Raw genomic sequence first — 12,447 nt, forward strand, 5'->3', positions numbered from 1 at the left:
TCCAACTTTAAGCACGGTGCAAATTAATAAAAAGGAAGATAATGCCGATGGCTATGACGGCAAAGGAATAATGGACGTTGAAAGGAGAAAAATTATGCAGTTGAACCCGCTGGAGAGGCGCATGAGCAACATCCGACTGGTGCCCAAGGTGGTGCTGCTCATGGTGTTCAGCACCCTGCTGCTGCTGGCCAAACTCTGGTTCGATGCCAGCAACCTGGAAGCGACCCTGCTCAGCGAGGGCATTGATGCCGCCATGGCCAACACCATCGCCGATCGCCTGCTCTGGACCGGGCTGGTGGAGACGGCGCTCATGGGGGTCGTCTTCGTGGTGCTGCTGCTCACCGGCTCCCGCCTCATGGTCAAGCAGGTCCACTACCTGGTGGGGCTGCTGGAGCGTTTCGCCAACAAGGATCTCAGCCACAGCGTGCTGCTCAAGTCCCGGGACGAGTTCGGCGACATCGCCAAGGCGGTGGCCCACTCCCAGGAGAACCTCAAGGAGGTGTTCGGGACCCAGCGTGCCGCCTGCAAGGAGCTCAACGAGATCGCCTCCCAGGTGACTCTCTGCATGGATGAGGCGAACGAGGCCATCAACGAGGAGTTCACCCAGATTGAGCAGCTTGCCAGCGCCATGAGCCAGATGGTAGGTGCCATTCGAGAAGTGGCCAACCACGCGGAGCAGGCGTCCCACGCCACCGCCGAAACCAGCCAGCTGGCCGAGGAGGGCAGCCGCTGCGTGGCGGCTACCGTCAACACCATCGACACTCTCTCCGGCAACATCCAGCGCTCCTCCACCGTGGTCAACGAAGTGGAGCACGGGGTCGATCGCATTGGTTCCGTGGTGGACACCATCCGCAGCATCTCCGAGCAGACCAACCTGCTGGCCCTGAACGCCGCCATCGAGGCCGCCCGCGCCGGTGAGGCGGGTCGCGGTTTTGCCGTGGTCGCCTCCGAGGTGCGCGAACTCGCGAACCGTGCCCAGGCGGCCACCGTCGAGATCCAGAAGATGATCGAGCAGCTTCAGGGCAACGCCCGCCAGGCCGTCGGCCTGATGGCCGAGAGCGTGCAGCAGGCGGACAAGGGGGTGGAGCAGGTGACCCAGGCAGGCACCCAGCTCGACACCATAGTGCAACGGGTGCAAGGAGTGGCCGACATGAACCGCCAGATCGCCGCCGCCTCCGAGCAGCAGAGCTCGGTCGCCGAGGAGATGAATGCCAACCTGGAGCAGGTCAAACAGGTGGTGGAAGGCTCCGTCGTGGTGCTGCGGGAGCTGAAAGATGCCTCCGAACTGGTGGAACACCACAGCCAGACGCTGGACAGCCATATCCAGGCCTTCAAGCTAGCCTGATGCTGGCCTGATGCTGGCGCCCATCGTCAAACCTTCAGGCTGGCCTGAGGTCGTGATTTGAGTACACTGGAAGGCCCCCTTAGGGGCCTTTCTTTTTTCATCACGGCAAGGAGCCAGGATGCAGACCACAGAACCTGCGCTTGAGATAAGCGACGACAAGGGGCGCCTCGACGTCCCGCTCATTCACCGTTTCCTCAGTGAAGAGGCCTACTGGTGCCTCGGCATTCCCCTCGCTACCCTGCAGCGGGCCATCAACCACTCCCTGTGCTTCGGAGCCTATCTCGACGGCCAGCAAGTCGCCTTCGCCCGGGTCATCACCGACAAGGCCACCTTCGGTTATCTCGCCGACGTCTTCGTGCTGCCCGAACATCGCGGGCGCGGTCACAGCAAGGCCCTGGTGGCCGCCATCCTCGCCCACCCGGAGCTGCAAGGGCTGCGCCGTCTCTCCCTCGCCACCTCCGATGCCCACGGCCTCTACGCCGGTTTCGGTTTTGTGCCGCCGAGAAGCCCCGGCAGCCTGATGGAAATCTACGACCCCGAGATCTACCGGCGCCCCTGAGCCCGGCCGATCGCCAGATCCGTCGCCGGATCACCTTCCGGGCAGCGGCGCTGTGACGCCAGCGCCCGGGAGTGCTAGATTGGCAGCCGGCATTTCACTCTCCCTGCAGACTCGTCAACCACAAGGATGGCAACCGTGGCCCAGCACTCTCCCTCTTTCTCCGCCTTCTCTCCCTTGTTGCAGGAGCAGGCCATGCGCCACTGGCAGCGGCTGCTCGCCCTGGCGCCCCAGTATGACGCACTGCCCGAGCCCACCCGCCAGACCCTGCTGACCCTGCTCGGCCTCTCCGACTTTGTCGCCGACTCCCTCATCAAGCAGCCGGGGCTGCTGGCCGAGACCCTGGCATCGGACGCACTGACCCGGGCCGAGCGCTGGCCCGCCTATGAACCTGAACTCGCAGCCCTGCTCGCCGAGGTCGCGGACGAGGAGGCGCTCAAGCGCATCCTGCGCCAGTTCCGCCGCAGCCGCATGCTGGTGATCGCCTGGCGCGAGCTGCTCGGGGAGTCCGAGGTCGAAGAGAGCTTCATCCATCTCACCAAGCTGGCGGATGCCCTCATCTGTGGAGCCCGCGACTGGCTCTACGCCAAACAGTGCAGCGAGCTGGGCACCCCCATGGACGGCGATGGTAACCCCCAGCCGCTGCTCATCCTCGGGATGGGCAAGCTCGGCGGCGGCGAGCTCAACTTCTCCTCGGACATCGACCTTATCTTCACCTTCCCCGAGAACGGCTACACCGTTGGCGGTCGGCGGGAGCTCGCCAACCAGCAGTTCTTCATCAAGCTGGGGCAGCGTCTCATCAACGCCCTCCACCAGCCCACCCAGGATGGTCAGGTGTTCCGGGTCGACATGCGGCTGCGCCCCTTTGGCGATGCGGGGCCGCTCGCCATCTCCTTCGCCGCCATGGAGGACTACTACCAGCATCACGGCCGCAACTGGGAACGCTACGCCATGGTCAAGGCGCGGGTGCTGGGCCCCCAGTGCGAACACGCCATGGCCCTGACCGAACTGTTGCGCCCCTTCGTGTTCCGCCGCTATATCGACTTCGGCGTCATCGACGGCCTGCGCCAGATGAAAGCGATGATCGCCGCCGAGGTGCGCCGCAAGGGACTGGAGGGCAACATCAAGCTGGGGGCCGGGGGCATTCGCGAGGTGGAGTTCATCGCCCAGGCGCTGCAACTCATCCGTGGCGGGCGCGAGCCCGCCCTGCGGGTACGCCACCTGCCCGAGGCGCTGGCCGCCATCGCCCAGGGGGGTGCCCTGGAGGGGAGCCAGTGCGAACGCCTGCTCACCGCCTATCGCTTCCTGCGCCGGGTGGAAAACATCTTGCAGGAGATCGGCGATCAGCAGACCCAGACCCTGCCCACCGAGGATCGGGATCGCCAACGGCTCATCGCCACCCTCGGCTTTACCGACTGGGACGCCTTCATGGCCCACCTCGATGAGGAGATGGCCGCCGTCCATCAGGAGTTCGTCGCCGTGGTGGGAGAAGAGAAGGAGGCCCCCGCCCACCTGGAACAGCTCTGGCTCGATCTCTGGCGCACCGAGCTTGATGCCGCCGAGCTGGAAAAACTGCTGACCACGCAGGGAGTGGTGGAGCCCGCCCCCCTCTGCGCCGCCCTGCTGCGTTTCAAGGAGGAGTACAAGCGCCGTCAGGTGGGGCCCCAGGGGCGCATCGCCCTGGACTGGCTGATGCCGGAGCTGCTGCGCCTGGTGGTGGCGAGCCGCGAGCCTGCCCGCCTGTTCGAGCGGGTCTGCACCCTGCTGACTCGCATCTTCACCCGCAGCGCCTATCTGCAACTGCTGGCGGAAAACCCCGCCGCCCTGCGCCAGCTGGTACGCCTGTGTGACGAGAGCAACCTGGTGAGCGAGCAGCTGGCCCGCTACCCCATCCTGCTGGACGAGCTGCTGGATCCCCAGCACCTCTACCACCCCACCCCGCTGGATCAGTACAAGCCCCAGCTGCGCCAGTTCCTGCTGCGCATCCCCGAGGAGGACGTGGAACAACAGATGGAGGCGCTGCGCCAGTTCAAGCAGGTGCAGCTGCTGCGCATCGTCGCCGCCGACATCGCTGGTGCCCTGCCGCTGATGAAGGTGAGCGACCACCTCACCTGGCTGGCGGAGGCGATCACCGAGGAGGTGGTCAATCAGGCGTGGGCCCAGATGAGCGAACGCTACGGGGTGCCGCCCGAGGTGGCGGTGAGCGGTGAGCGCGGCTTTGCGGTGGTGGCCTACGGCAAGCTGGGTGGCATCGAGCTGGGCTACGGCTCGGATCTGGATCTGGTGTTCCTGCACGGCGGCGACCCCAACAGCTACACCGACGGGCGCAAGCCCATCGACAGCCGCCAGTTCTACCTGCGCCTCGCCCAGCGGATCCTGCACCTGTTCAGCACCCGCACTCCGTCCGGCATCCTCTACGAGATCGACATGCGGCTGCGCCCCTCCGGCGACTCAGGCCTGCTGGTCTCATCGCTGTCGGCCTATGAGCAGTACCAGCAGCAGGAAGCCTGGACTTGGGAGCATCAGGCCCTGGTGCGAGCCCGTCCCATCTATGGCGATGATGCCGTGGTCGCCGAATTTGCCCGCATCCGCCGCGACGTGCTGGCCAAGGAGCGGGATCTGCCCACCCTGGCCCGCGAAGTGCGGGAGATGCGCCAGAAGATGCGGGATCACCTGCTCAAGGCGGGAGAGGGAGAGTTCGATCTCAAGCAGTCCCCCGGCGGCATGGTGGACATCGAGTTCATCGCCCAGTACCTGGTGCTGGCCCACGCCTGCGGTGAGCCGGACGCCCTCACCCGCTGGTCAGACAATGTGCGCATCTTCGATGAGTGCGTGATGGCGGGGGTACTCACACTGGAGCAGGCAGAGGGGCTCAAGCAGGCCTATCTGGAGATCCGCAACCTCGGCCATCGCCTCAACCTCTCGGAGATCTCCCGCAAGGTGGGGGACGATCAGTTGCCGCGAGAGCGTGGCCATGTGCTGGCGGTCTGGCAACAGCTGCTGGGAGAATAAGCAGAAGGGGCGCCATGGCGCCCCTTCTCGTTGACGAAAGGCTTGTTGAAGATGACCTAGCGCCCGCCTGCCACATCGATAAAGGTGCCGGTGGCATAGGAGGCCTCGTCCGACAGCAGCCAGGCGATGGCGGTGGCCACTTCGGCCGGCTGACCGCCCCGTTGCAGCGGAATGGCCCCCTTGATCCTGTCCACCCGGCCGGACTCGCCGCCGTCGGCATGCATGTCGGTGTAGATGAAACCCGGACGCACCCCGTTGACCCGGATCCCCTGAGCCGCCAGCTCCAGCGACAAGCCTCTGGTCAGCACGTCGACGGCCCCCTTGGCGGCGGCATAATCCACGTACTCCCCGGGGGAGCCCAGGCGCGCGGCGGCGGAAGAGACGTTGACGATGGCGCCCCCCGCCGTCATGCGGCGCACCGCCTCGCGGCAGCAGAGAAAGCAGCTGGTGACATTGGTGGTCAGGGTCTGGTTGATGCGCTCTGCGCTCATCTCCAGCACCCGCATCTGGGGCTGCAACCTGCCGGCGTTGTTCACCAGGTGGGTAACGGGGCCGAGCCGCGCGTCCATCTCCTTGAACAGGCGCACCACCTCGGCCTCCACGCTGACATCGGCCTGCACCGCAATGCACTCGACCGGATGGGTGGCCAGGATCTCGGCCACCACCGCCTCGGCGGACGCCCTGTCCTGACGATAGTTGAGACAGAGATGGTAACCCTGCGCCGCCAGATAGCGGGCTGTCGCGGCCCCGATACCTCTGCCGCCGCCGGTGATCAGCACCCGTTTGTTCATGAACCCTCCTGATTCCCGGTTTCGAAGACTATTTCGCATAGTACCTCATGTTGCCGACCACACCTCGTCCCGTAACGCCCGGCACCACAGCAAAGAGCCCGCACGGGGCGGGCTCTTGATGACAACAACGGGAGGCTGGCTATTTGAACAGGCCCTTGAGCAGCTGGTCCGCCACCCCCTTCACCCCTTCGTTGTCGGCCTTGTCACCCAGCAGCTTCTTGAGACCGCGCTCGGCCTCCTTGCGGGCCTTCTCCTCCAGCACCTTGTTGTTGCTGAGCAGCTCCTTCACGTCGAGCTTGTAGCTCGGCGCCTGCCAGTGGCCGCCGATGCGCACCGGTATGGTGATGTCCTTGAGCTCGTCCACCGTCTTGCCCCCCTGCCCCTTGCTGCTCTCCACCACGGAGGTGAGGAACAGGAAGTCGAGGGTCTCCGGCACCAGGGCGGTCTGGCCCTGCCCCTTCACCCGCAGGGCGGGGGCAAAGAGCTGGATGTCATCGCTCCTGGCAATCCCGTTGGCAATCTGGAAGCTGGCGGTGAGGGCGCTGAAGTCGGTCTTGCGCACCTCCTTCACCTGATCCGCCCCCTTGCCGGTCAGGGTGGCCCGCGCCTCGCGGATCATCTCCGCCAGGTTGATGCCGTGCAGGGCGCCATCGCTCAACTTGAGGTTCACCTTGCCCTGCATCCGGCTGCGCAGCGCCTGCTCGGAGAGGCCTGAGCCCTGCGCCTCGACCTCCAGATCCCCCTTGCCTTCCAGCAGGTCTGTCTGGGCCAGGGTCTGCAGCAGGGGCCGCACATCGACTCCCTGCACCCGCTTATGCACCTGATAGCGGGCGGGTTGCTGACGGGCATCGAGCACGCCGCTGGCGGTCACCTGGCCACCGGCCACCCCGGCACTGAACTGCTTGAGGGTGAGCTGACCACCGGCTAGGGCCAGTTGCAGATCCACGGCGCTCAGATCCAGCCCCTTGAGGCGCAGGCTGCCCAGTTGCAGGCGGCCAGCCAGGCCCACCGACTTGAGGGCGGTCAGATCAGGCTCTACCGTGGAGAGCGCCTGGGCGGCGGGCGCAGCGGTCTGTGCCGGTGCTCCGGCCGGAGCTGCGGCGCCCGAGGTGGCGGCCACAGGTGCAGCCTTGGCCGGTTGACCGAGCCAACCGTCGAGATCCAGCTTCTCTCCCTTGAGGTCAAACCCTACCCTGGGCACGGCGCCCAACTGCACGCTGCCGTTGCCGCTCAGCAGAGCATCATCCACCCCCATCACCAGGTTGCTGAGGGTGACGACCTGCTTGTCCAGCTCGGCGCGGGCAAAGCCCGCCAACTTCACCTGCATCTGCGGGCGCGGCAGGACATCGCCGCTCAGCTTGGCGGCCAGCACGGCATCCGATATCTCCAGCAGTTGCCGGTTTTCATCGAGGCGCGCCTTGAGGGTCCCCTCCAGCGTACCGGCCAGGGTCGGCTTGTCCGCTGCCCCCTGTGCCCCTTGCAGACTGAGGGTGAGGCTGCTCCACTGCCCCAGCGCCAACCGGTCGGCCTTGAGGGAGAAGGCATCCAGCCGCTGGGTCGGTTCGCTCAGGCTCCCCGCCAGTGCGACATCTTTCAGCTCGCTGCGGCTGGCATCGGGCACCAGCTTGAGCTGGGCCGACCCCTTGAGATCAAACGCCAGCTCACCCTGGGCCCCCTTGGCGGCCAGGGTCACCGGTACCCATTGATCGACCGCCAGCTGGCCCAGGTTCAGGTCCAGCTGTTCGAGACGAGAGACGGTGCCGTTGCGATCGTCCTGCAGCAGGGCGCTGGCCTGTTGCAGCTCCACTCCTTGCAGGCTGATCTGCCAGGGCTGCTTGTCACTGGCGGCTGGTGGCGTCGTTGCGGCAGGCTCGGAGGTTGTCGCCTCCCCCTTGGGCTCGGCGGAGGCCTTGAGCAGATCCCTCAGGTTGGAGCTGCCGTCAGCCTTGGTCTGGATAAAGAGATGGGCGCCGCTCAGGGTCACCTTGCCGATCTCCAGCCGGTGGGAGAGCAGCGGCAGCAAGCCTAACGAGGCCTCACCCTGCTCGAAGCGCACCAGATCGGGCTCGGCAAAGCCGGCGGGGTTGCGCAGCGCCACCTGCTCGAGGGAGAGGCCCAGGCTTGGCCAGAAACGCCAGCCGATATCCCCTTGTATCACCAGCTCGCGGCCGGTGCTCTTGCGCACCTGTTCCACCAGCTGGGGCTTGAACTGGTTGGGATCGATGAGGGACACCAGGGCGGCGATGGCCACCACGGCCGCCAGCGCCAACCCCAGCAGGATGTAGATGATCTTCTTCACGATGGACTCCTTGAATGCGGATCTTGTGGCTGACTATACCACCGGGGGGATGACAGATGGGGCCCGTCTGCCAAAACGGGCCAGCGGCGAGACAGGGATGGTCGCAGGCCCACGTTCAAACACGCGGCAATAAAAAGGGCCCCGCAGGGCCCTGATGATAGTGGATGGCTGGCGCCCGTCTCGCCCGGATCAAGGCTGACGCGGCAGCTCCCTGTAGCCCATCTCGTACAGGGTGAAGGCATAGATGTCCGCACTCTGCTCGATAAGTTTGGCCACCGGCGTGCCCGCCCCGTGCCCAGCATTGGTCTCGATGCGGATGAGCTGGGGATGGGGGCCGGCATTGTCGGCCTGCAGGGTGGCGGCAAACTTGAAGGAGTGGGCCGGCACCACCCGATCGTCGTGATCCGCCGTGGTCACCAGGGTCGAGGGGTAGCTGACCCCGGGTCGGACGTTGTGCAGAGGCGAGTAGCCCTTCAGGTAGTCGAACATCGCCTCGCTGTCGGCGCTGGTGCCGTAGTCATAAGCCCAGCCCGCCCCGGCGGTGAAGGTGTGGTAGCGCAGCATGTCGAGCACCCCCACCGCCGGCAGGGCGACCCGCATCAGATCCGGCCGCTGGGTCATGACCGCCCCCACCAGCAGACCGCCGTTGGAGCCACCTCGGATCGCCAGCCGATCGGTGCGGGTGTAGCCCTCGGCCTTGAGGTACTCGGCCGCCGCGATGAAATCGTCGAACACGTTCTGCTTGTTCTGCTGGGTGCCCGCCAGGTGCCAGGCCTGGCCGTACTCGCCGCCCCCGCGCAGGTTCGCCACCGCATAGACGCCCCCCAGATCCAGCCAGTTGGCCACCGATACGCTGAAGCTCGGGGTCAGGCTCACGTCGAAACCGCCGTAGCCGTAGAGGATGGTCGGGTTGCTGCCATCAAGCTTGAGGCCCTTGCGGTAGCTGATGATGAGCGGTACCCGGGTGCCGTCCTTGCTCTGGTAGAAGCGCTGCTCGGAAACGTAATCCTCCGGCTTGAACGGCGCCGCCGAGGCGCGATAGAGGCTGATGGCGCCGCTCTTGGGCTCGAACCGGTAGAGAGTCGGCGGCTGGGCATAGTGCTCGAAGCCGAAGTAGAGGGCGGGATCATCGTGCTTGCCGTTGAAGCCGCTGACGCTGCCAAGGCCGGGCAGCGCCACCTCGCGCACCCGCTTGCCTTCGTAGTCGAACTGCTCGACCCGGGCGGTGGCATCCACCATGTACTCGGCGAACAGATAGCCGCTGCCGCTGTGCACCGTCAGCACCTGCTGACGCTCGGGGATGAGATCCCGCCAGTGGGCCGGGCCCGGGTTGGCGGCATCCACCGTCACCAGCCGGCCGTTGGGGGCGTCCCGGTTGGTCAGCAGGTAAAGGCTGCTGCCCTGGTTGTCCACCAGGCTCACGTCCGCCTCCAGATCCCCCTGCACCGTTAGCAGCGGCGCGTTCTCCTGGCCCAGATCCTTCACATAGAGGCGGTTGCCGGAGGTGGAGTTCGCCGCCGAGATGAGCAGGAAGCGGTCATCTTCGGTGACGGTCGCCCCCACGTAGCGGTGGTGCTGGGCCGGGATGGCGCCGAACACCAGCCGGTCATCCTCCTGCGCCGTGCCGAGCCGGTGGAAATAGACCTTGTGCTGATCGGTCTTGGCCGACAGCTCGCTGCCATCCGGCTTGTCGTAGCTCGAGTAGAAGAAGCCATCGTTGCCGAGCCAGCTGATGCCGCTGAACTTCACGTCCTTGAGGGGCGCCTCCAGCGGCTGCTTGCTCTCCACGTCCATCAGGTGGATCTCGCGCCAGTCACTGCCCGCCAGCGACAAGGAGTAGGCCAGGATGCGGCCATCACGGGAGAAGCTCAGCTGATCCAGCGCCGTGGTGCCGTCGGGGCTGAGGGTATTGGGATCGAGGAACACCTCGGCCGGCTTGCCCTCCAGCTGGCGCCACAGCACGTTCTGGTTCTGCAGGCCGTCGTTCTTGAAGAAGTAGTGGTAGCGCCCCTCGCGAAACGGCGCCCCCTCCTTGGCGTAGTTCCAGGAGGCGGCCAGCTTCTCCTTGATGGCGGCGCGATACGGGATCTGCGCCAGGTAACCCTGAGTCACCCGGTTCTGGGCCTTGACCCAGGCTTCGGTCTCGGGGCTGCGATCATCCTCCAGCCAGCGATAGGGGTCGGCCACGGCCTGGCCGAAATAGTGATCCACCTGCTCACCCTGGCGGGTGACGGGGTAGTGAAGGCGCGTATTCCCTGACATGGCATCCTCTCTGGTTGGCTGGCCGCTGCACGCACAGAGCAGTGACAGGGCCAGCAGGCTGACAATGGCTCGCATCGAGGCGGCTCCCTGCGGTTTGAGTGAGCGGGCAGGTTAACAAAGCGCGCCGGATGGCCCAACCCCCCGACCGGTGGCAGAGGATGGCCCGCCGACACGGGGGAGCCATATGAATTTTTTCGCTTAAGTTTGCCGCTTTATTTTGTTTGTTATCCGGCCCTTGGGTCACAGGATGGAATAAGACACCAGCCAACGTGAGCCATTCAGGATAAAGCATGCCGTACAGCTACCTATCACATCTGCGTTGCAGCAAGACCGGCGAGATAGTGGATGCCGATCAGCCCCAGCAGTTGAGCCCGGTCGGTGCCCCCTTGCTGGCCAGTTACGACCTCGAGGCCCTGAAACAGGCCTGGCACCCGGCCGCGCTGCTGGGGCGCCCCGCCAGCCTGTGGCGCTACCACGAGCTGCTGCCGGTGCGCGACCCCGCCCAGGTGATCACCCTGGGGGAAGGCTTCACCCCTCTGCTGCCCCTGCCCGCTTTCGGCAAACAGATCGGCATTCCGGATCTCTGGATGAAGGATGAGAGCATCATCCCCACCGGTTCTTTCAAGGCCCGCGGCGCCGCGGTCGGCGTCTCCCGCGCCCGGGAGCTCGGCATCACCCACTTCGCCATGCCCACCAACGGCAACGCCGGTGCGGCCTGGGCACTCTACGGCGCCCGCGCCGGCTTGCTCAGCACCATAGTCCAGCCGCAGGCGGCCCCCGCCATCACAAGACTGGAGAGCGCCCTGGCCGGTGCCCGCCTCTATCTGGTGGACGGCCTCATCAGCGACGCCGGTCGCCAAGTGGCCGAGGCGGTGGCCGAGCAGGGGCTGTTCGATGCCTCCACCCTCAAGGAGCCCTATCGCATCGAGGGCAAGAAGACCATGGGGTTTGAAATCGCCGAGCAGCTCGGCTGGACCCTGCCGGACGTGATCCTCTACCCCACCGGCGGCGGCGTCGGTCTCATCGGCATCTACAAGGCGCTGCGGGAACTGCAGGAGCTGGGCTGGGTGCAGGGGCCGCTGCCGCGCCTGGTGGCGGTGCAGGCGAGCGGCTGCGCCCCCATCGTCCAGGCCTGGCAGCAGGGGGAGCGCGAATCGCGCTTCTGGCCCGACTCCCAGACCCTGGCGTTCGGCATCAACGTGCCCAAGGCGCTGGGGGATTTTCTGGTGCTGGACGCCCTCTATCGCACCGAGGGCTGCGCCGTCGCGGTGGAAGATGGCGCCATCCAGCGCGAGCTGCGTCAACTCGCCTCCCAGGAGGGCTGCTTCGTCTGCCCGGAAGGGGCGGCCGCCTTCGCCGCCGCCCGCCAGCTGCGGGAAGCGGGCTGGATCCAGGGAGGCGAGCGGGTGGTGGTGCTCAACACCGGCGCCGGCATCAAGTACCCGGACGCCATCACGGTCGTGCCCCAGCGGCTGCGCCGCGACGGGAGGATCCCGGCATGAGCTTCGACTGGTCTTTTGTTCTCTCCACCCTGCCGGCGTTCGGCCAATCGGTCTGGGTTACCTTGCAGCTCGGCGCCATCGTGATCCTCACCTCGCTCGCCGTGGCGCTGCTCAATGTGACCCTGCTGAGCCTGCACAAGCCCTGGCTGAGCGGGGTGATCCGCGCCTATGTGGAGCTGGCCCGCAACACGCCGCTCTTGATCCAGCTGTTCTTTCTCTACTTCGGGCTGCCGGCGCTCGGTCTGTCGCTGTCGGGCTTTGCCACGGCGGTGATCGCCATGACCTTCCTCGGCGGCGGCTACCTGACCGAGGCGCTGCGGGCAGGCGTTCAGGCAATCCCCCCCAGCCAACTGGAGGCGGGGCGGGCCATCGGCCTCTCCCGCTGGCAACTGCTACGCCACGTGCAGCTGCCCCAGGCCTGGCTCGCCAGCCTGCCGGCGCTGTTTGCCAATTTCATCTTCCTCTTGAAAGAGACCACGGTGGCCTCGGCGGTGGCGGTGCCGGAACTGCTCTACACCACCAAGAACTACATCGCCCTCTACTACAAGACCTACGAGATGCTGGCGGTACTGACCTTGATGTGCGTGCTGATCTTTCTGCCGCTGTCGCTCGCCCTGCGCGTCGTTGAAAGGAGGCTGCAACATGGTCAGTTCGGTCATTGAGCAACTGATGAAGGCACC

8 protein-coding genes are annotated in these 12,447 nt (G+C 65.9%); 5 read left to right on the top strand and 3 right to left on the bottom strand.

Annotation, left to right across the window (positions count from 1 at the left end; all coding sequences use genetic code 11):
* Window positions 1–94: 94 nt before the first annotated feature.
* The 3 genes from J9892_RS16235 (at window position 95) to glnE (ending at window position 4,913) form a co-directional block, all read left to right on the top strand.
* Window positions 95–1,345 carry a methyl-accepting chemotaxis protein gene (locus J9892_RS16235; RefSeq protein ID WP_010675666.1) on the top strand — a complete coding sequence of 417 codons (1,251 nt, stop codon included), beginning with the start codon at window positions 95–97 and terminating at the stop codon, window positions 1,343–1,345.
* 118 nt (window positions 1,346–1,463) lie between these two features.
* Window positions 1,464–1,904 carry a GNAT family N-acetyltransferase gene (locus tag J9892_RS16240; RefSeq protein ID WP_039040551.1) on the top strand — a complete coding sequence of 147 codons (441 nt, stop codon included), beginning with the start codon at window positions 1,464–1,466 and terminating at the stop codon, window positions 1,902–1,904.
* Between the two features lie 135 nt (window positions 1,905–2,039).
* Entirely contained in the window at window positions 2,040–4,913 is a 2,874-nt protein-coding gene (gene glnE / locus J9892_RS16245) for a bifunctional [glutamate--ammonia ligase]-adenylyl-L-tyrosine phosphorylase/[glutamate--ammonia-ligase] adenylyltransferase (RefSeq protein ID WP_349237050.1), read from the top strand.
* Window positions 4,914–4,969: 56 nt separating this feature from the next.
* On the opposite strand, the gene J9892_RS16250 is transcribed toward glnE, so the two are convergent.
* From J9892_RS16250 to J9892_RS16260, 3 genes are all read right to left on the bottom strand, one after another.
* On the bottom strand, window positions 4,970–5,704 hold the full coding sequence (locus tag J9892_RS16250; RefSeq protein WP_210538591.1) for an SDR family oxidoreductase: 735 nt from the start codon (window positions 5,702–5,704) through the stop codon (window positions 4,970–4,972).
* Window positions 5,705–5,843: 139 nt separating this feature from the next.
* Window positions 5,844–8,003 carry an AsmA family protein gene (locus J9892_RS16255; protein WP_210538592.1) on the bottom strand — a complete coding sequence of 720 codons (2,160 nt, stop codon included), beginning with the start codon at window positions 8,001–8,003 and terminating at the stop codon, window positions 5,844–5,846.
* 189 nt (window positions 8,004–8,192) lie between these two features.
* Window positions 8,193–10,340: a prolyl oligopeptidase family serine peptidase gene (locus tag J9892_RS16260; protein WP_210538593.1), complete on the bottom strand. Its 2,148-nt coding sequence runs from the start codon at window positions 10,338–10,340 to the stop codon at window positions 8,193–8,195.
* Window positions 10,341–10,555: 215 nt separating this feature from the next.
* Between J9892_RS16260 and J9892_RS16265 the strand changes: the two genes are divergently transcribed.
* Window positions 10,556–11,767 (top strand): threonine synthase, encoded by a 1,212-nt coding sequence (locus J9892_RS16265; RefSeq protein WP_200164382.1) that lies wholly within the window; start codon window positions 10,556–10,558, stop codon window positions 11,765–11,767.
* On the top strand, window positions 11,764–12,429 hold the full coding sequence (locus J9892_RS16270; RefSeq protein WP_200164381.1) for an amino acid ABC transporter permease: 666 nt from the start codon (window positions 11,764–11,766) through the stop codon (window positions 12,427–12,429). Before J9892_RS16265 ends, J9892_RS16270 begins: the two co-directional genes overlap by 4 nt.
* The last annotated feature ends 18 nt before the right edge of the window (window positions 12,430–12,447 follow it).

Source organism: Aeromonas sp. Prich7-2 (genome assembly GCF_017939255.1).
GTDB classification, from domain to species: domain Bacteria; phylum Pseudomonadota; class Gammaproteobacteria; order Enterobacterales; family Aeromonadaceae; genus Aeromonas; species Aeromonas caviae.